Annotated in this window: 17 protein-coding genes; 12 read left to right on the forward strand and 5 right to left on the reverse strand. The window is 39.8% G+C overall.

Annotation, left to right across the window (positions count from 1 at the left end; genetic code table 11):
* The first annotated feature begins 10 nt into the window (after positions 1 to 10).
* The 9 genes from pilW (at position 11) to AC07WY_RS18485 (ending at position 9856) form a co-directional block, all read left to right on the forward strand.
* Positions 11 to 814 carry a type IV pilus biogenesis/stability protein PilW gene (gene pilW / locus AC07WY_RS18445; protein WP_004725881.1) on the forward strand — a complete coding sequence of 268 codons (804 nt, stop codon included), beginning with the start codon at positions 11 to 13 and terminating at the stop codon, positions 812 to 814.
* Positions 805 to 1593 carry a helix-turn-helix domain-containing protein gene (locus AC07WY_RS18450; protein ID WP_494736898.1) on the forward strand — a complete coding sequence of 263 codons (789 nt, stop codon included), beginning with the start codon at positions 805 to 807 and terminating at the stop codon, positions 1591 to 1593. The genes pilW and AC07WY_RS18450 overlap by 10 nt, the downstream gene beginning before the upstream one ends.
* Positions 1594 to 1614: 21 nt before the next feature.
* Positions 1615 to 2730, forward strand: a complete 1116-nt coding sequence (ispG, locus tag AC07WY_RS18455; RefSeq protein ID WP_004725885.1) for a flavodoxin-dependent (E)-4-hydroxy-3-methylbut-2-enyl-diphosphate synthase — start codon at positions 1615 to 1617, stop codon at positions 2728 to 2730.
* The gene (gene hisS / locus AC07WY_RS18460; protein WP_262087029.1) at positions 2727 to 4022 is read left to right on the forward strand and encodes a histidine--tRNA ligase; all 1296 of its coding nucleotides are present in this window, start codon (positions 2727 to 2729) and stop codon (positions 4020 to 4022) included. Before ispG ends, hisS begins: the two co-directional genes overlap by 4 nt.
* Positions 4023 to 4052: 30 nt before the next feature.
* Positions 4053 to 4754: a YfgM family protein gene (locus AC07WY_RS18465; RefSeq protein ID WP_004816992.1), complete on the forward strand. Its 702-nt coding sequence runs from the start codon at positions 4053 to 4055 to the stop codon at positions 4752 to 4754.
* Positions 4754 to 5902: an outer membrane protein assembly factor BamB gene (gene bamB, locus AC07WY_RS18470; protein WP_004725891.1), complete on the forward strand. Its 1149-nt coding sequence runs from the start codon at positions 4754 to 4756 to the stop codon at positions 5900 to 5902. The genes AC07WY_RS18465 and bamB overlap by 1 nt, the downstream gene beginning before the upstream one ends.
* 200 nt (positions 5903 to 6102) lie before the next feature.
* Positions 6103 to 7512: a ribosome biogenesis GTPase Der gene (gene der, locus AC07WY_RS18475; RefSeq protein ID WP_004725892.1), complete on the forward strand. Its 1410-nt coding sequence runs from the start codon at positions 6103 to 6105 to the stop codon at positions 7510 to 7512.
* 59 nt (positions 7513 to 7571) lie between these two features.
* Positions 7572 to 8243, forward strand: coding sequence for a 4'-phosphopantetheinyl transferase family protein (locus AC07WY_RS18480; RefSeq protein WP_151802133.1), 672 nt, complete (start codon positions 7572 to 7574; stop codon positions 8241 to 8243).
* A 380-nt stretch (positions 8244 to 8623) separates the two neighbouring features.
* Positions 8624 to 9856, forward strand: a complete 1233-nt coding sequence (locus AC07WY_RS18485; protein ID WP_494736899.1) for an ammonium transporter — start codon at positions 8624 to 8626, stop codon at positions 9854 to 9856.
* An 84-nt stretch (positions 9857 to 9940) separates the two neighbouring features.
* Here the strand turns inward: AC07WY_RS18485 and rsfS are convergent, their stop codons facing one another.
* The 5 genes from rsfS to AC07WY_RS18510 all read right to left on the reverse strand — a co-directional run bounded on the left by rsfS (position 9941) and on the right by AC07WY_RS18510 (position 16172).
* On the reverse strand, positions 9941 to 10342 hold the full coding sequence (gene rsfS, locus AC07WY_RS18490) for a ribosome silencing factor (protein WP_016539395.1): 402 nt from the start codon (positions 10340 to 10342) through the stop codon (positions 9941 to 9943).
* Between the two features lie 102 nt (positions 10343 to 10444).
* Positions 10445 to 11239 (reverse strand): hydroxypyruvate isomerase family protein, encoded by a 795-nt coding sequence (locus AC07WY_RS18495; RefSeq protein WP_034612357.1) that lies wholly within the window; start codon positions 11237 to 11239, stop codon positions 10445 to 10447.
* A gap of 91 nt (positions 11240 to 11330) precedes the next feature.
* Positions 11331 to 12206: an NAD(P)-dependent oxidoreductase gene (locus AC07WY_RS18500; protein WP_262087025.1), complete on the reverse strand. Its 876-nt coding sequence runs from the start codon at positions 12204 to 12206 to the stop codon at positions 11331 to 11333.
* Between the two features lie 36 nt (positions 12207 to 12242).
* Positions 12243 to 13031, reverse strand: coding sequence for a crotonase/enoyl-CoA hydratase family protein (locus tag AC07WY_RS18505; RefSeq protein ID WP_239044857.1), 789 nt, complete (start codon positions 13029 to 13031; stop codon positions 12243 to 12245).
* Positions 13032 to 13364: 333 nt separating this feature from the next.
* Positions 13365 to 16172, reverse strand: coding sequence for a GacS-like sensor histidine kinase (locus AC07WY_RS18510; protein ID WP_262087023.1), 2808 nt, complete (start codon positions 16170 to 16172; stop codon positions 13365 to 13367).
* A 314-nt stretch (positions 16173 to 16486) separates the two neighbouring features.
* On the opposite strand from AC07WY_RS18510, the gene cysM reads away from it, so the two are divergent.
* Genes cysM through rlmD form a run of 3 tightly spaced genes read left to right on the forward strand, consistent with a single transcriptional unit; the run spans position 16487 to position 19691 of the window.
* Entirely contained in the window at positions 16487 to 17407 is a 921-nt protein-coding gene (gene cysM / locus AC07WY_RS18515; protein WP_209828015.1) for a cysteine synthase CysM, read from the forward strand.
* Positions 17408 to 17466: 59 nt separating this feature from the next.
* Positions 17467 to 18288: a 3'-5' exonuclease gene (locus tag AC07WY_RS18520; protein ID WP_419335938.1), complete on the forward strand. Its 822-nt coding sequence runs from the start codon at positions 17467 to 17469 to the stop codon at positions 18286 to 18288.
* A gap of 8 nt (positions 18289 to 18296) precedes the next feature.
* Positions 18297 to 19691, forward strand: a complete 1395-nt coding sequence (gene rlmD, locus AC07WY_RS18525) for a 23S rRNA (uracil(1939)-C(5))-methyltransferase RlmD (protein WP_419335939.1) — start codon at positions 18297 to 18299, stop codon at positions 19689 to 19691.
* Positions 19692 to 19693: the final 2 nt, after the last annotated feature.

Consider the following 19693-nt stretch of genomic DNA (forward strand, 5'->3'; position numbering starts at 1 on the left):
GAGAAAATCGATGTATCAAAAAGCAGTTGTAATATTGGCAATTGGTTTATCTGCATTGGTCGTACAGGGTTGTCAAACGACAAATTCAGACACAATAATTAAAAAAGATCCTGAAAAAGCCGTTAAAGTACGTACTCAGCTTGCTGCTGAATATATTCGTACAGGTGATTTAGATGCTGCAAAACGCGCACTAGACCAAGCTTTAGAAACTGATTCACGTGATTCTGCGGCAAATATGATGATGGGTGTCTTATTGCAACAAGAAGGCAGTAAGATCAGTATGGAAAAAGCAGACGGCTATTTTAAGCGTGCGATTTCCAGTGACTCAAAAAATGCACAAGCTCGTAATAATTATGGAACATATTTATTTGTTACTGAGCGCTATAATGACGCGATTGAACAATTGAGTATAGCTGGTGCTGCGCTTGGCTATGATCAACGTTACAAGGCTTTAGAAAATTTAGGTCGGGTTTACTTAAAAGTGGGTGATGTGGCAAATGCTGAAAAAGCATTCAAACAAGCTTTACAAGTCAATCGCGATTCAATTATTTCTCTGGTAGAGTTATCAGAAATTTTCTATTTGCAACAAAAAAGTGCGCAAGCAAGTCAACTCTATGAGCAATATGTTCGTTTAGTAGGTCAGGACAAACAGGGTGCGAGAGCGCTTTGGATTGGTTTACGTATTGCACGTGCCAATAATGATCAGATGGGAATGCAAGTGTTGGTCAACCAACTGCGTGCATTGTTCCCGGACAGTAAAGAATATCAACGTTATCTGCAATTACAGTACAGTACTGAGGCCGTATGGAAGTAAATCCTAATTCACAGCAACCTACAGGTTCAAACGTAGCATCTAATGGCTTAGGAAATGTTCAACGTCCAGGTGAGTATTTGCGTCAAATTCGAGTCTCCAAAAACCTAGACATTCAAGATGTTGCAAACGAACTAAAAATGCCTGTAAAAACCTTACAAGCATTGGAACAAGATGAATATAAGTCTTTGCCAGAAGCAACCTTTATTAAAGGTTATTATCGTTCATATGCCAAGTTTCTAGGTGTTGATGCAACGGTAATCATTCAACGCTTTGATGAAATTTATCAAAATGATACTGGGCTTTTGCCAAACCACGCATTGAACAACTCTCCAATCAAGATTATGGGGAAATTGCCTGGATCAAACAGTGATCGTAATAAAAAATGGTTAAAGCGAATTTTAATTGCCATTGTTGCGCTTGCGGTGATTTGGGCTGTGATTGCTGGAATTCAAAAAATGACATCGGGTAAAAGCGCTGATGTCGATGCCAAACCACAAGCCTCAGAAGTAGAAGTGTTGAATTTAAACAATGCAACTGCGACTTCAGGTGATCAAATGGTATTGAATTTCAGTCATCCAACTTCTGTACATATTGTAGATAGTACAGGAAAAGTTTTGGCGACTGGTCGCCAGTCGGTTGCTTTAACCGTTAATGGCCAATCACCATTCCAAATTCGTCTCGATGATGCAACTGCTGTGTCATTAAGCCTTAATAATGAACAGATTTCATTGTCTCCATATACAGTGAACGGAAAAGCAGAATTCCGTTTGTCACGTTAATGGGCAAGAGTAGATAAGATCATGATTGAGAATCCAATCAAGCGCCGTCCTACACGTAAAATACGTGTAGGTTCAGTGTATGTCGGTGGTGATGCACCGATCAGTATTCAAAGTATGACCAATACTGAAACCTGTGATGTCGATGCAACAGTTGCGCAGATTCAACGCTGTGCAGATGTTGGTGCGGACATTATGCGGGTATCGGTACCGACTATGGAAGCTGCTGAAGCTTTTGGTGAAATTCGTAAACGTGTCACGGTACCATTGGTTGCAGATATTCATTTCGATTATAAAATCGCATTGAAAGTTGCAGACATGGGCGCAGACTGTTTGCGGATTAACCCTGGGAATATTGGTTCTGAAGCCAAGATTCGTGAAGTGGTTGCTGCTGCACGTCATCACGATATTTCTATGCGTATTGGTGTCAATGCTGGATCTTTAGAAAAAGATATCCAAAAGAAATATGGTGAGCCGACAGGTCAGGCATTACTTGAATCTGCAATGCGTCATATCGACATATTGGATCGTTTAAACTTCCATGAGTTTAAAATTTCAGTAAAAGCATCAAATGTATTTTTAACAATGGATGCTTATCGTTTATTATCTGCACAAATTGATAATCCATTACATTTAGGTGTAACCGAAGCTGGGATCTATCGTACGGGTTCAGTGAAATCTGCGATTGCTTTAGGTGGTTTGCTGTTGGATGGCATTGGTGACACCATGCGTATTTCATTGGCGGCTGAGCCTGAAGAAGAAGTAAAAATTGGTTTTGATATTTTAAAATCCCTGAGCCTTCGTTCAAATGGGATTAACTTTATTGCTTGCCCAAGCTGTTCACGTCAGGAATTTAACGTGATCAAAGTGATGCAGGCTTTAGAGGAGCGTTTAGAAGATATTCGTACACCAATGGATGTGTCTGTCATTGGTTGTAAAGTTAACGGTCCGGGTGAAGCAAAAGAAGCTGATATTGGTATAGTCGGTGCAAGTCCGCGCTCACTCGTGTATCGTAATGGCGAAAAGAGTCACTTAATAGATACAAATCAGTTGGTTGATGAAATCGAAAGCATGGTTCGTCAACGTGTTCAAGAGCTTGAAAAAGCTAAAGCTAAAGAGATTATTCGTAGTTCATCATGAGTTCAATTGTCGCAATTAAAGGTTTTAATGACTTTCTCCCATCGCAAACACCTGCGTGGAGACGTCTTGAGCAGCATTTAGCATCGCTTATGGATGCATACGGTTATCAGCAAATCCGTTTGCCGGTGGTTGAACATACCAATCTGTTTAAGCGTTCAATTGGTGATGCAACTGATATCGTTGAAAAAGAAATGTACACTTTCTTCGATAAGGGTAATCCACCTGAATCTTTAACTTTGCGTCCAGAAGGCACAGCGGGTTGTGTACGTGCAATGTTGGAACATAACTTACTCCGTGGTGCAAATCCACGTGTTTGGTATGTTGGACCAATGTTCCGCTATGAAAAACCACAAAAAGGTCGTTATCGCCAGTTTCACCAATTTGGTGTAGAAACTTTTGGTGTATCGACACCTGATCAAGATGCTGAACTGATTCTCATGACTGCGCGTTTATGGAAACGCATGGGTGTTGCAGATAAAGTTCAACTTGAACTAAATACCTTGGGCGAGTCTGATGAACGTGCAGAGTATCGTGCTGCATTGGTTGAATTTCTTACAGCGCATCACGCTGATTTGGATGAAGATTCGCAACGTCGTTTAACCACCAATCCATTGCGAATTTTAGATTCGAAAGATGCACGAACTCAGCAAATTCTTGAAAATGCACCTAAATTGCATGATTTCTTAAAAGAAGACAGTTTGAATCATTTTGCTCAATTGCAACAGTATTTAACTGATGCGGGTATTGAGTTTGTCATCAATCAAAAACTAGTCCGTGGTTTAGACTATTACAACAAAACTGTTTTTGAATGGACAACGACACATTTAGGTTCTCAAGGAACGGTGTGTGCGGGTGGTCGTTATGATGGTTTGGTTGGACAGCTGAAAGGTAAGCCTGATCAATCTGTACCAGCAGTTGGTTTTGCCATGGGTATGGAACGTTTATTATTGCTTCTTGAACAAGTTGAAGACAATACACCTGTGCGTGAATGTGAGTTATTCTTGCTGTCAGATCCTGCAACACAAGGTCAGGCTTTGGTATTGGCTGAACAAATTCGTGATCAACTTGAAGCTGTAAATAGTACAATTCGCTTGAAAACAGGTTCACAGGGTTCAATGAAGAGTCAAATGAAGAAGGCAGACCAATCGGGTGCCATCTATGCTTTGATCTTTGGTGAGCGTGAGGCTGTAGCGCAGCAAGTTTTAGTCAAAGAACTTGCGACAGCAGAACAATATGAAATTAAGGCCACTGAAATTGTGCCTTTTTTCATTGAAAAATTTTCGTCAAAATAAGCCGATAATCATAAGGAAAAGGGGAGTCAAATGAGTGCAATGACTGATGATGAGCAACTGGATAGTGTGAAGTCATTTTTTAAGAAATATGGCTCGGCTATGGTGACAGGTGTCCTCATTGCATTGATTGCCTTTTTCGGTTGGGAATATTGGCAAAAGAAAACTTTGGCTGAAAATCAAAATGAAACAGCCAAAGTTCAGCAATTGATGGATGAGGCGCGAGCAGCCAATGGTGATGCTAAAGTCACTGCTGCCCTAGTCGCGTCAGCAGATAAAATTGTCAAAGACAATCCAGATTCTGTTCATGCAATTCAAGCACAAATTGTCATGGCAAAAGTTGCCTATGATAAAAATGACTATGCATTGGCTGAGCGTGAACTGAAAAAAGTTGAAAATTCTAAAATTAAAGATGCTGGTTTGTTACAAGTTGTAAAAATCAAACTTGCCGATGCGCAATTGGCGCAAAAGAAGTTTGATGAAGCCTTGAAAACCTTGTCAGCTGTGAATGATCCTGCTTTTCAGGCAAGTGCTGATGAGTTGAAAGGTGATATTTATGTGGCAAAAAATGACACTGAAAATGCAAAAAAATCGTATCAAGCAGCATGGAATGCGGTCGTTGAGCGTAAACAAGAACGTCAAATTTTACAAATTAAACTCGAAAGTGTTGGCGTATTAGTAGAAGATCCTGATCTTGAACGCCCAATCTTAGCAACACAAGTGGATGAGTCTTAATGGATAGAAATTTTAAAATACCTTTTGCTTTAGCAATCTTATCAATCGCTTTAATCGGCTGTTCAAGTAATAAGACGAAAGAAGTGAAGATTAAGCCAAATCCACTGCCTAAAGTTGCACAAGCTTCAAGCTTGGTTCAAGTATTTTCGACCAGTGTTTCTTCGACCAGCAGTGAAGATGCATTACGTCTACGTTTAGATACAGACAATGGTGTTGTGTTTGCTTTAGATCCAAAAGGCGAAGTGGCTGCCTATAAAGGCAAACAGCGCTTATGGAATGCTAAAGTTACCAAAGACGGCTTAAGCTCTGGTGTTGAAGCAGCAGATGGTGTGGTGATTGTTGGTAATCAAAAAGGCCATGTTTTTGCATTAGACCAAGCAACGGGTGCGACCAAATGGTCTGCGCAATTGTCGGGTGCAATTATCAGTTCTGCTTTGATTCAATCTGGTCGCGTGATTGTGGTTGCAAATGACGGTACGGTTTATGCCTTAGATGTTGCGACAGGTCAGCAAGCGTGGACTTATAAGTTACCAAGCGCTTCATTTAGCTTAAGAGGCCAAGCAACTCCAGTTAGTTTAGATCCACGTACCGTGCTTATTGGCACTTCTACTGGCTATATTTTTGCAATAGATAGCCTTGCAGGTGTACCACGTTTGCAACGTCGTGTTGCGGTATCTGAAGGTCGTTCTGATATTCAGCGCTTGATTGATGTGGACAGTGAGCCTGTCGTTTCAGGACAATATGTGGTTACGACGAGTTTCCAAGGGCAAGTTACTGTTCTAGATTTGGCTTCACAACGCGTTTTGTGGAGTGAAAATTCAAGCAGTATCAACCGTCCAGAAGTGACGGATGGTAAAGTCATCGTATCGCAAACTGATGGTCAAATTATTGCGTATGACTTGATTACAGGTCAGCAGCTTTGGAAAAATGAGCAACTGCTCAATCGTAACTTAAGCAACCCTGTATTGCTCGGTTCAAATCTTGTTGTGGGTGATTTAGATGGTTATTTACATCAAATTGATCCAAATACAGGAACAACGTTAGGTCGTGCTAAAACCAGTGGTGAAGTACGTACGTTGAGAGTGATTGATAATCAAGTTTATGTTTCGACACGCAAAGGTGCAATGAGTATCTGGCAAAGTCGTTAACAGTTAATCAACAGACACGATTAGGATTCTCTATTTTTTTAGTCTTGTGTTAAAATAGAGCAATCCGTATGAATTCCATACACGGGGTGATTGAAAATCAATACCCCGTGTTTTTATTTTAGGTTTTTCCTATTCTCCTTCCTATACATTTCTGATGTTCAGACCAGTCATACTGGCTGATCTTGAATAAAGGTTATTTTATGAAACCCGTAATTGCGCTCATTGGTCGTCCAAACGTCGGCAAATCAACGTTATTCAACCAGATTACCAAGAGCCGTGATGCACTCGTTGCTGATTTTGCTGGTCTTACCCGAGATCGTAAATATGGTGATGCAACTTATGAAAATAAATCGTTCATTGTCGTTGATACTGGGGGTATCGGTGAAAATGAAGGTGGTATTGACTCATATATGGCAGAGCAATCAAAAACTGCGATTAATGAAGCCGATATCATTGTTTTTGTTGTCGATGCACGCGCTGGTCTATTGGCTTCTGATGAGCAGATTGCCCGTGAGTTGCGTACACTTGGTAAAAAGGTTTACTTGGTTGCCAACAAAGTCGATGGTGTACATGCTGAAGCTGCATTAGTTGAATTTTATAAACTTGGTATGGGTGAACCCTTACAAGTTGCGGCAAGTCATGGTCGTGGTGTTCAACAAATGCTTGAGGATATCTTGGTGGATGTCCCTGAAGATGAAAACCCAGAAGAACACGATAAGGCAACAGGTTTACGCTTAGCAATTATTGGTCGTCCAAATGTCGGTAAATCTACTTTGGTTAACCGTTTGTTAGGTGAAGATCGCGTTGTTGCATTTGACCAACCAGGTACAACCCGTGACTCGATTTATATTCCGTTTGAGCGTGATGGTCGTCAATATACTTTGATCGACACTGCGGGTGTACGTCGTAAAGGTAAAGTTGATGAAATGATTGAGAAATTCTCAATCGTTAAAACCCTACAAGCGATTAAAGACGCACATGTCATCGTGGTGGTTTTAGATGCACGTGAAGGTGTGGTTGAACAAGATCTACATTTGATCGGTTATGCACTCGAAGCTGGTCGTGCCATGGTGATCGCCATTAACAAATGGGACAACATGACTGAGTATGATCGCAAACAATGTAAATTGGATGTTGATCGTCGTTTTGACTTCATTCCTTGGGCAAAAGTGCATTTGATTTCTGCTTTGCATGGAACAGGTGTCGGTGAGATGTATCCAACTATTCACCGTGCTTATGATTCATCACACTTGAAAGTTTCACCTGCAAAATTAACTCAGATTTTGAATGATGCAACTGAAGCACATCAACCGCCAATGATCAGTGGTAAACGTATTAAAATGCGTTATGCTCACATGGGTGGACAAAACCCACCAACGATCGTGATTCATGGTAATAAGGTGGATAAGACACCTGCGGACTACCGTCGTTATTTGGAAAATGTCTTCCGTAAAGTATATAACCTTGAAGGTACACCGGTTCGCGTTGACTTTAAAACTGCTGAAAATCCATTTGAAGGCCGTAAATCTCAAATTGATGAGCGTGTTGCAGCACGTCGTCGTCGTTATGTACAGAAATTTAAAAAGGCTGAAAAGAAATTTAGAAGCTAAATTTAGCGTTAAACACATCAAAACCCAAAGTGATCTTTGGGTTTTTTTGATTTAAGATAATGAAAAATGTTTGGGAATGGATTGTGAATCGTATTATTCAATTGGATGTTAATTCTATTCAAAATATTCTTCCGAGTTACCATTCGAGCGATCGAAAGGGACAGATCCAAGAACTGAAACAGGCGATCTATCAATACAGAAACCAATTGTTGTCTGATATTTTTTCAGTTGAAATTAGTAACCACTCTTTTGAAAAAACAGATTTTGGTAAACCCTATTTAATTGATTATCCGAAGTTTCACGTGAATCATTCACATAGCCAGCACCATTATGCTTTGGCAAGTAGTCAACAGATCCAAGATTTGGGTGTGGATGTCGAGGACTTAGATCGAAAGGTGCGCTTTGAGGCTTTAGCTAAACATGCTTTTCATCCTCAAGAATATCAAGCTTGGCAAGCGTTAGACTTTGATCCTACTTTTTGGTTTAAGGTGTGGACCACAAAAGAGGCGATTTTAAAAGCATCGGGCCTAGGGATTCGTTTGAGTCTAAATGAGCTAAATACTGGAGTGCATGTGATGAATGATGGTGGGATCTCTACGCATCCGTTATTGGGCAGCTTTGCCTATCAAAATCTCCAGCTGAGCCGAGTCATGCTGACGGTGGCATGGCGTTCTGAATTATCCTGTAAGGGCTTTGCATTTCCACAGATTCAAATTATTCAACATGGTTGATTAAAAACGGTATAGATGTTTTCATTCTGCATAACACATAAATTGCAACAACGTTATTCCATATTAGAGTGTGGCATCTATACGTCTAAGTGCTGAAATTTTCAACCTTAAGCCACATATATTGCAAATCGGCATTGTTTAATAAAACCAGTTAAATGTAAGCTGCTTATCTTTAAATAAAAATAAATAGTACTCGATCACGAACAAACAATCTTGCTCGTCGTGTGTACTTTGTAAGCTATATTTTTTACATAAAAATTAGTTTATTTCTCCATGAAATTCTCTATACTTGATAAATTAAATGATAATTAAGTAGCGAAAATACTAATTATTGTGAATTTAAAGCGATGAAAAAGCGATAGGTTAGGATTAATTATATAGTGCGATTTAAATACTTCATCAGCTTAATTTGCATCATATTTTTTTATCCAAATTTTAGTTTTGCTTCAAGTTTAGAAAGTGACCTTGCTGCTTTTAATCTCATTACCAACTACGAGCTTTTATTCTTTGGTGGAATATTTGTCATTCTGATGCAAGCTGGTTTTGCTGTAGTTGAAGGCGGATATGAAAATACCTATAAGTCAATTTCCGCATTATTGGTCAATTATGTTTCAGCAGTTTTAGGAACGCTTATTTTTGGTTTCTTCTGCGCAAAAATTCTTCTTGCAGGAGATGCCAGCTCCGAAAAATATATGAATGGCATGCTGCATGGCTGGCATTGGAATTTATTATTTTTTTATACCCTAATGGCCACCACAATCACCACTGTGGTTGGGCGAGTGATTCCAAGTAAAGTTCCCTTATTCGTCAACTGGATAACCGGTTTAATGATCGCAGGTGTGATCTTTCCTATCTTTAGTAGCTGGACTTGGGGAAATATCTTATTCGGTAAGGGCTGGTTAAAAGAGTTAGGATTTATTGATTTCGCGGGTTCAACAGTGGTGCATTCCACCGCAGCATGGATTGTTTTGGCGGGCTACTTAACTTTAAAACCTCAAGACCGACAAGAAATCTTAAAAAAAGACTTAATCTTTGAAGATTATAAAATCTTATCTTTGGCATTGGCTGGCTTTATTCTTTGGCTGGCATGGTCAGGTCTAAATGTAGTTTATATCTCAGCACTCTATGCGGATATAGGGGGGATTGTCGTCAATGCCTTTGCTGCACTCTTTGGGGCAATGATTGCACCCTTGATTTTTTCCTTGGTACTCAACAATAAAATTATTTCATGGGTTGAAATGATTAAAGGTGCTTTGGGTGGCTTGGTGGCGATCACGGCAAGTTGTGGTTTAGTGAATTTGTCATCGGCATTGATTATTGGCTTGGTTTCTGGATTATTCACAATCTATTTACCCCGTTTATTGACCTATTGGATTGATTCTAAGCATATTCGTGAAGTTGTTGTGGTACATGGTATTTGTGGAGCATGGGGCACACTGGCTGTTTCTTTGACAGATAACCCCGTAATTAATTTAGCCAACAAAGCCAGTGTTATTGATCAAAGTATTGGGATTGCGGTAAATTTTGTGTGGAGTTTTGGCGTTGCATTCTTAGTATTTAAACTGATTTGTAAACTGCGTAATGCATACTCAATTAAGTCGTTAAAAAATTGAGTACTTAAAAGCTTTGAAAAAAGCCAAGCACTAAAAAAAGCGACATAAAGTCGCTTTTTTCATATTTAAGTTCTGTATTAAACGTTAGGCAACACTTTCAGGTGTCGCACGCCATAAACTTTCCAGATCATAAAATTTACGTGCTGTTGGTAGCATCACATGTACGACTACAAATCCTAAATCGATAAGGATCCATTCAGCGTCTCGTTCACCTTCAACACCAATTGGGCGAAAGCCTGCTTTACGTGCTTCTTCAGCAACATTGTCAGCAAGTGCTTTAACATGGCGTGTTGATGTCCCGCTCGCGATGACAATTGCATCTGAAACGTTGCTAATAGCGCTGACATCAAGTTGAATAATATCTTTGGCTTTTACATCAAGTAGAGCTTCTTGTACGACTTTTAAACAAGTCTGTACGTCTTGATTTTGAGTGTTCATTGCAAGTTCGTGAGAATTAGAAGCGCTGGGCGATGGTTCTAAATTCATATAAGGTATATTTTCCAGAAAATATCTCATCTTCTAATATAGCGCTTTTGTCTAAAAAATACAAATTATACAATGCAACCGTTTGCCTAAGTACACACCCATTTAATAGCTATGGTTGTTGGAAAAATATTTTTCTTTCCATGCAAATGACTGATTTGAATGCGATTGTGGTTTGTATTCTGCTGCAATAAAGCCCGTATAGGCGCTTTGTTTTAACCATGAAAAAATTGCAGAATAATCAATTTGTGCGGTATCTGGTTCGTGACGTCCTGGGCAGTCAGCAAATTGGATATGCCCAATCCAATCAATATTTTCTTGTAAGGCTGCCAGTACATCTTCGCCCATCATCGCCATGTGGTAACAGTCAAATTGCATTTTTAATGCAGGATGCTGTACTGCTTCTAACATTTCTTGGCCTTGTGCAATATTTTGAACCAAGAAACGTGGCATGTCTGTACCATTGATCATTTCAAATACAGGCTGAATATCACGATTAGAGAGCAGATGACAAGCCAGTTTTAAATTGTTTGCCAAGGTGTTTAAACAGGGGAGTAAATCGGCATCTTGTGGTTGTTTACCTGCCAAAATATTGACGTTTGGAACATTGAGCGCTTCTGCATATTCAATTGCAAGTTCTAAGGCTTGATGAAATGCCAGTTCTTGACCAGGCACACCAGCAAGTCCGTTTCCACCTTGCATCAAGTCACCGGTGGGAACGTTGATGAGACAAAGGCTGAGGTCATATTGTTCAAGTTGCGCTTGAATCTCTTCAATGCTTAATTCATACGGAAATTGAATTTCTACATTGTGGAAGCCATGAAGATGTGCCAAAGCAAAGCGTTCAATGAGCGGCACTTCAGTAAAAATCAAAGATAGGTTTACTGCGAGTTTAGTCATAAGAACGCTCCTTGCTATATTTGGACTCTCATCTTCAATGTAGTAGGCAATAGATTATTTTTCAACTTATTTATGTGTAGTTCCGTGTATTTTAACCCGATTTATTTTCCACTTGATGAATGACTGTGGCTAAATCCGACTCAGCAAATCCGTTGTTTTGATGGCTTTGTAATTGCCCAAGTGCACGTTGAGCCACAGGGATTTCTAAATCAAATTGTTGTGCAAGTTGAATAGCATTATTTAAGTCTTTAGAAAGCGTTTGTACTTTCCATTGTACTGGCTCAAAAGTATGTGTTGCCATGCGTGGGGCTAAAATTTGGAAAGGTTTTGAGTCGGCAAAACCACCAGCCAAAGCCGGCGCCAATAGGGTTGTATCTACACCTGATTTACTGGCAAGCGCAACAGCTTCCGCGATCAAGGTGCTATTGGCAGCAACGATAAGTTGGTTACAGATTTTAGTGGCTTGTCCAGTACCTGTTTCACCCATACGTGTGACACGCTGTGACAGGATATTGTAAACGAGGCTTAGTGCTTGGATCACCTCAGCATTGCCCCCAGCAAAAATAACCAGCGTGCCATTTTCAGCGCCTGCTGTTCCACCTGAAACAGGTGAGTCAATCCAAATCACCTGTTTTGTTGTGGCGCTTTCAGCCAGCTGCTTGGTTTTATCCACAGATAAACTGGAGAAATCCACAATCACTTGCTTGGCTTGTAAATAGGGTTCAATGTGCTCATAGACCAGCTGTACAGCTTTATCATCAGCAAGGCAGCTGAGAATAATCGGATATTCTGCAATATTCTCAAGCTGTAATGGGTGAGCGCCTAGATCAATAAGGGCGTCACAAGCAGATGCGGTTCTGTTCCAGACAGCGACATGCAAGCCTGCTTGGATTAATCGGGTTGCCATACGGCTACCCATTAATCCCATCCCTAAAAATGCAATTTTACTGTTACGATCAAAATTCATTTTATAACTCAAAAAGCTTTCAATAATAATTTTGGATTATTTATATTGGCGCGGTAAAAATTTTAATTCAGGATTTTTATCCTTTTTACGTGCAATTTGACTATTTTTACCCAAGAGTAATTTTAACTGCCAAATCTTCTCTAAACGTAAAGATTTCTGAGGTTGATGTTCCATCGCATCTAAAACACGTTTAGCAGCCATCAGCGCATCTGGCGAGCGTTGCAGCATCTCTTCTGCAATGGCTTGAGCTTTTGCCAACGGTGAGTCGTCTACATGCGTCACTAAACCAATGTCTTTGGCATAATTTCCATCAAAAATACGTGCAGTGAGGGTAAGTTCTTTGGCTAAATCAATACCAATCACGCCCTTGATTGAACGGGTTAAGCCCATGTCAGGCACAAGCCCCCAACGGCTTTCCATGATTGACATTTTAGTCTCTGGGTGTGCAATACGGATATCTGCAGCCAATGCAAGTTGCATCCCAGCACCAAAACAGAAGCCTTCAATTGCTGCAATGACAGGGACAGGTAGTTCTTGCCAGATTAAAAATGCTTTTTGGAATAGGCTTTGACCGGGTTTAATCAGTTCCCAAGCAGCAAAAGCTGTATTTTTAGGGCTATTTAAGTCAGCAAGGTCAATACCTGCACTAAATACATTGGCTTCACCCGTCAGAATCACCACACGAATACTGCGGTCTTTTTTAATCTGTTGTGCGGCGCTTACCAATTCACGGAGTAAAGCAAAACTCATAGCATTGCGTTTATCTGGACGATTTAATGAAACTATTGCGATACCATTGTTTTTTTCTATATGTAGTAGTGCCATGATCTTGACTCATTTTTTCCTTGGTCATCAGCATAGCATGTGAATTGAATAGTTACATGACAGTAGAGTCACCGAAACTGTGTTGATGTGCCAATTAGGTGGTAAAGCCAAAACAGGATTGCAATAGTGACCTGTATCATTTTATTGGATCTTTAATAAGATGATTGCAATAAAAAGATTGTTTTAATTCATGCTGTTTTAAAGAAACAATAAAAACCATACACAGGATAAACCCAGAGTCAATTTGGGTTTTATCCTGAGGATTTAAAAAACAGCTTAAAACACGATAAGAAAAGCATTTATAGCGCTGAATCGGGTAGAACTGCGCTGTATTTATGAAACGGGTAAAATCTGTTGTGCCGCAGTTTCAACTTCATGAATCGCCAATTGAAGCTCATCAAAGCGTTTCATCACGTCTTGGATAAAGGCTTCATCTGCTTTGCGACGCTCTTTACGTAGCATGGAAATGAATTGTTCAAAATCACCTGTAATACGTTGTAATTTTGGTGTGCCGACATAACGGGTAGCACCATATAAGCGATGTAAGACATGTTCTAATTGCGGGAAGTCCTCAAGCTCAATAAGTTGTTCAATTTCAGCCAGCTCCGTTGGGAAGCTGTCGACGAGCATTTTTAACAAATCTTGTGCGAGATCTTCTTTATTGGCTGCTAAAGCAAGGCTTTGTTTCCAATCTAGAATATAAGCATCCAGCGCTTCGATATATACTGTGTTTTCTATAGGTTGCTGATGTTGAATAAATTTATCGCTTGTCCAATTGGTGAGAATTTGAATAATTTGTTCAATCTGGATCGGCTTGGTTACATAGTCATCCATACCCACTTTGAGTAGTTTTTGCTTCTCATCAGCCAATGCATGAGCTGTTAACGCAATAATCGGCATCCGCATACCATCTAAGGTAGATTCCAAAGAGCGAATCGCCCGTGTGGTATCTATCCCAGACATGACTGGCATTTGGATATCCATAAAAATAAGATCAAATGGTTTTGCACCTTGTTCAACCCCTTGCTGAATAATGGTTAAGGCTTCTTGACCACTGAGTGCCTTGGTGGTTTTTACATTGAGCTCACCTAATAGCGCTTCTAGTACGATCAAATTCGGTAAATGATCATCTACTGCTAAAACGTGTAAATCTTGCCCTTTAAAGTCTTTATGATGTTCTTGTTCAAAAATAGGCTGATTACTTAATAGTTGAATCACTGAACTACGGCTCAGTGGTTGATACAGTGGACGCGCTTTATATTCAGTCAACATATTTGGATCAAGTGACATTTGATAACCATATACCGCCAAATGACCTTGATAACGACCACGAATTTCTTTAAGTAAGGCTTCGGTATCTCCACTATGATCAACGATCAACCACGTATTTTCAGTATTTTTTTCTAAGCTATTTAGGCGGCTAAACAGATCTAAAATCGATTGTGCTTCAGTATGCTGGACTTGATAGTCTTCTAAGTAATGACGTAATACATTGGCGGTTGCAGGGTGTGCCAAGAAAGACACCACATTTAAGTTTTTAAATGATGGATGAACAATTTCTTCATCTTCATTTACCGTTAACATGGCGGTAAACCAGAAGGTTGAACCTTTTTCTGTTGGTGCGCGTTCTTGGTTATCTTCAAAGCCAATTTGACCATGCATCAAATGTACAAGTTGCTTGGAAATAGCTAAACCGAGTCCTGTACCACCAAATTGGCGAGTGACAGAAGCATCACCTTGAGAGAATGATTCAAATAGTCGTTTACGATCGGTGCCACTTAAGCCAATCCCACTGTCTTGTACACTAAAGTGCAGTAAACATTGTCCGATATCATCATGTTCCATCCGCGCACGAACAATAATTTCACCATCAGGGGTGAATTTAATCGCATTGGAAATAAGATTGGTCAGCACCTGTTTAAAGCGTAAGGCATCACCAATGACATGTTTAGGCACATTGTCTGCAAAATAGAATGCCATCTCGATATGTTTTTGCGCTGCCAATGGCGAGAGCATATCCATCACATCGAAAATTGCTTCTTCAAGATCAAAAGGTGCGGTTTCGAGTTCTAATTTACCTGCATCAATTTTCGAGAAATCGAGTACATCATTAATCAATGCTAATAAATGTGCAGAAGACTTACGGATGGTCTGTAAATATAAACTTTGATCATTGCTTAAATTGTCTTGGCGCAACATCAAATGAATAAAGCCATCAATACTATTTAATGGGGTACGTAATTCATGACTGATATTGGCAAGGAAGACCGACTTCGCCTGATTGGATGAAATCGCCTGATCACGGGCTTGTTTATAGGTAATGTTTTGGACTTCTAAGGTGTCTAGTGTACGACGTAAATCATCTTCCGTTTGTTCAGTATGTTCTTTTAGTTCAAGGAAACTGAAATGTAGCCTTTTCACTACATTGGCAATATCACGCTGTAATAAGCGAAGTTCCCCAGTACTGTTGATCACCATATGTTGATCAAGCGTATCTGCATTTAAGCGTTGCAATTGCATCCGAATTTCGTACATCGGCGCAATCCAGCGTCTTGAATAGAAGTTTAGACACAATAGAAGCAACAGTAGCGTTAATAAGGCAGTCGTAATCAATACGATCATGACACGATAATGTGAAATTTCTAAAGGTTGATTATCAAGTTCAATCACCAACCACATATTTTCAGCAGATTTGGTGGGGTTTAGTTTAATCCCATAAATATTGTTGTACTTATTTTGAATTGGTCCAAAGAAAGTGCCTGATTTTGGAATTTTTGGCCAAGCACGTTGATTTTGGTAGCCTACACTTAAATGATTGACGTTATTTTCATCTAAAATCGCTGCGCTGAGTAAATGTTTTTCGTTAAACATTTTTTGTAAAATGCTTTCAGCTTTGGCGTGTTGAATTGGATCCTGTTCCATGACTGCGGTGAGTTGCTCAGCAGTATATTGGTAACGGCTCAATATCGCGATGGCTTGGAAGCGCTGTTTAGACTTGGCCGCAGCTGATGTTTCAGAAAGAACCAGTGCTGTTCCAACACATGCCAAAATCATAATTGGCACGAAAATTAACGCAATAAGTTGACCATAAGCGTGATTGAGTTTTAAGCGTTTAAAGAGTTTTTTATTGAAATTCGACATTGTTCCAGCAACTCATTGCCCATGGCAAAGATATTAACATGCTTTAATCATCCTGCATGACAATATGACTAAAAATCTTGTGAATTGAAAATGAGTTATGCTGTTTTATAGATAACTTTATCATTTCTAATTCTAAGTAAAGTTTATTTTTTTATATCTATTTAATTTTATTCAATAAAGAAAATCATGCTCCTACTTGGGTGTGTTGATATATATGAATTTAGTTTGATCATTCCAAGCAAAATGAAGCGGAAAGATGTGCAGTATGTTCCTTTTTTTCATACAATATGCCCACCTCGATATAGGTGCAACCGATGAGTCACACACAACCTGATTTCTTAGCCGACGAATTTTTGTTAGATCACTATGTAGGAAAAACTCCTCTGGTGCGTTTACAACGTTTGGCAAGTCATACTCAAGCAACAGTATTGGCAAAGCTAGAAGGCAATAATCCTGCTGGTTCTGTCAAAGATCGTCCTGCATATAACATGATCATGAAAGCTGAACAGCGTGGTCAAATTAAGCCGGGTGATACGTTGATCGAGGCGACGAGTGGAAATACTGGGATTGCGTTGGCAATGGTCGCCGCAATGCGTGGTTATAAAATGAAATTGATCATGCCGGGGAACTCTAGCCAAGAACGTAAAGATGCGATGCGTGCTTATGGCGCTGAATTGATCGAAGCAACCAATATGGAAGTTGCGCGTGATATGGCTTTGCAAATGCAAAGTGAAGGCCAAGGTTTAGTATTAAATCAGTTTGGCAACCCAGACAATGTAGAAGCACACTACCTGACCACAGGTCCTGAAATTTGGCAACAAACCGCAGGAAAAATCACCCATTTCGTGAGCTCCATGGGCACAACGGGTACGATCATGGGGATCTCTAAATATTTAAAAGAACAAAATCCAGATATTCAAATTATTGGATTACAACCTTCAGAAGGTTCAAATATTGCAGGTATTCGTCGTTGGCCACAAGAATACTTACCGACTATTTTTGATCCAAGCCGTGTCGATCAGATCATGGATATTCCGCAAATTGAAGCGGAAAAAACCGCACGCCGTTTAGCACGTCAAGAAGGCATTAGTGCTGGGACCTCTTCAGGTGGTGCTGTATGGGCGTCGGTTAAAATTGCTGAAGAAAATCCAGACGCAGTGATTGTATGTATTGTCTGTGACAGAGGTGATCGTTATCTTTCTACAGGTTTGTTCTCTGTTGAGGATCAAGAATAGTTGCTTCGAAGTCATAAGTTGCTTCATGATGGCAAACTTGAGTATTGAGTAAAGCTTTTATGCGTCTTCCAGTTTTAGTTTTTGATATCGAAACCATGACCGACCTTAAGTCAGGGGCGCATTTATATGGCTTGGATTTACCACAGGACGATTTAGAACAGGCGTTGGCAAAACTACGCCGTCAAGAATCGGGGATGGATTTTCAGCGCTTGGCTTTACATGAAATTGTTTGTATTTCGGGATTGTGGATTGATGAAAATGGTGTGATGAAACTGTTTTCATTTAGTCGAGAGCACTATACTGAAACTGAAATTTTACAAAAATTTTTATCTATCTTTGATAAAAGACATCCAACACTCGTGAGCTGGAATGGTTCACAGTTTGATTTGCCTGTGATTTTATTCCGTGCCATGTATCATGGACTATCTGCACCAAGTTTGTTCGATCAAGGTGAGATTGACACACAAAAAAGGTATAATAACTATCAGAACAGATATCACAACCGTCATGTCGACTTAATGGATGTCATGGCGATGTTTAATGGACGTCATTTTCAGAAATTGGATGATGTTGCGCATTTATTGGGTTATCCCGGTAAACGTGGTATTTCAGGTTATTTTGTTCCCGAATATGTGAATACACAGCAATGGTTGAAACTCACCAGCTATTGCGAAGGTGATGTTTTAAATACATGGTTGATTTTCTTAAGATGGGCTTTGCTTAAAGGTCAGATTTCTTTGCAAGATCATCGTTTATGGATTCAAGCCTCGATTCATTATTTGCAAGGACAAGCTCAACAACATGAGTTTTTAAATGTTTGGCGTGAAACCTCACAGCGAACTGAATTTACTCAAGCAGATTTTTCCTCCACACCCGATTAGGTATCCCTTTGAAACATAGAGCCAAACCTCGACCATCTCAGCTTCCACAATATATTTTTAAAGTTGAAAGATTGTCACACGAAGGGCGAGGGATTGCGCATTATGGTACAGAACTCAATCATCCAAGTGAAAAGCAGGGTAAAAAAGTTTTTATTCGCTATGCACTGCCTGGTGAAACTGTAAAAGCTCAAGTGACGCGTCAAGTATCCAAACTTGAAGAAGCAGACAGTATTGAATTACTCAGTGAGCCAAATCCACATCGTATTCAACCGATCTGCCCACATTTTGGTACTTGCGGTGGATGCAATATGCAACATATTCATCCAGATGAGCAAATTCGCTTAAAACAAGATGTTTTAAAATCACATCTTAGCCACTTTGCGGGTTTAGTACCTGAACAGTGGTTAGCGCCATTGCGTTCAACGCGTACCGACTATCGGCATAAAGCCCGAATAGGGGTGCGTTATTTAGCTAAACAAAATAAATTATTGATGGGTTTCCGTGAAGCGCAGAGCAATCACTTAACTGCAATTGAAACCTGTAAAATTTTAGATATTGAATTAGATCAGGCCTTACCTGAAATCAAGGCATTACTCGAAAGTCTAAAAGGCAAAAGCAGCATTGGTCATATAGAATTAGCCAAAGGCGATAGCGAAATTTCATTATTGGTTCGCCATACTGAAAAATTAAAAGCCTATGATGTCAACCTATTGCAACAATATGCGTTACAGAAACAGTGGCAGTTGTATTTGCAACCTGCGGGTGTGGAAAGTGTACAACGTCTAGATGATGCTCAGGCAGACATGCATTTGCATTACCGTTTAAAAGATTTTGATATTGAGTTTGCGTTTAATCCAACAGATTTTACCCAAGTGAATCCCACTGTAAATCCGCAGATGGTTAATCTGGCATGTGATTTGCTTGAGTTGAAAGCAGGTGAAACTGTTTTGGATTTATTTTGTGGATTGGGGAATTTTTCTCTGCCGCTCGCTCAACGTGTGGGTGCTACAGGAAAAGTCATTGCTGTTGAAGGTAGCGAAGCGATGGTGAAGCGTGGTACAGAAAATGCACTGAACAATCGCATAAGCAATGTTAAATTCTATTCACAAGATTTAACAAAAGACTTTTCGCATTATTCTTGGGCAAATCAAGGATTTGATGCATTATTGATTGACCCTCCTCGTGCGGGTGCAGAACAAGTTATGCATTATTTGCCCAAATTTGGTGCGCAAAGAATCGTTTATGTGTCGTGTAATCCAGCAACATTGGCCAGAGATGCTGGAATTTTGGTACAACATGGTTATCAGCTCACTAAAGCTGGCGTGATGGACATGTTTACGCACACGGGGCATGTAGAATCGATTGCTTTGTTTGAAAAGAAATTAGAGATAAACGATTTATAATG

This window comes from Acinetobacter sp. GW821-FHT01C12 (genome assembly GCF_059422625.1).

Excerpts from the sequence above, each read along its gene's own strand:
- der (WP_004725892.1), top strand. The coding sequence starts at position 6,103 with ATGAAACCCGTAATTGCGCTCATTGGTCGTCCAAACGTCGGCAAATCA.
- AC07WY_RS18480 (WP_151802133.1), top strand. The coding sequence starts at position 7,572 with ATGAAAAATGTTTGGGAATGGATTGTGAATCGTATTATTCAATTGGAT.
- AC07WY_RS18465 (WP_004816992.1), top strand. The coding sequence starts at position 4,053 with ATGAGTGCAATGACTGATGATGAGCAACTGGATAGTGTGAAGTCATTT.
- pilW (WP_004725881.1), top strand. The coding sequence starts at position 11 with ATGTATCAAAAAGCAGTTGTAATATTGGCAATTGGTTTATCTGCATTG.
- rsfS (WP_016539395.1), bottom strand. The coding sequence starts at position 10,342 with ATGAATTTAGAACCATCGCCCAGCGCTTCTAATTCTCACGAACTTGCA.
- AC07WY_RS18505 (WP_239044857.1), bottom strand. The coding sequence starts at position 13,031 with ATGGCACTACTACATATAGAAAAAAACAATGGTATCGCAATAGTTTCA.
- bamB (WP_004725891.1), top strand. The coding sequence starts at position 4,754 with ATGGATAGAAATTTTAAAATACCTTTTGCTTTAGCAATCTTATCAATC.
- AC07WY_RS18510 (WP_262087023.1), bottom strand. The coding sequence starts at position 16,172 with ATGTCGAATTTCAATAAAAAACTCTTTAAACGCTTAAAACTCAATCAC.
- AC07WY_RS18495 (WP_034612357.1), bottom strand. The coding sequence starts at position 11,239 with ATGACTAAACTCGCAGTAAACCTATCTTTGATTTTTACTGAAGTGCCG.
- cysM (WP_209828015.1), top strand. The coding sequence starts at position 16,487 with ATGAGTCACACACAACCTGATTTCTTAGCCGACGAATTTTTGTTAGAT.
- AC07WY_RS18500 (WP_262087025.1), bottom strand. The coding sequence starts at position 12,206 with ATGAATTTTGATCGTAACAGTAAAATTGCATTTTTAGGGATGGGATTA.
- ispG (WP_004725885.1), top strand. The coding sequence starts at position 1,615 with ATGATTGAGAATCCAATCAAGCGCCGTCCTACACGTAAAATACGTGTA.
- AC07WY_RS18520 (WP_419335938.1), top strand. The coding sequence starts at position 17,467 with ATGCGTCTTCCAGTTTTAGTTTTTGATATCGAAACCATGACCGACCTT.
- AC07WY_RS18450 (WP_494736898.1), top strand. The coding sequence starts at position 805 with ATGGAAGTAAATCCTAATTCACAGCAACCTACAGGTTCAAACGTAGCA.
- hisS (WP_262087029.1), top strand. The coding sequence starts at position 2,727 with ATGAGTTCAATTGTCGCAATTAAAGGTTTTAATGACTTTCTCCCATCG.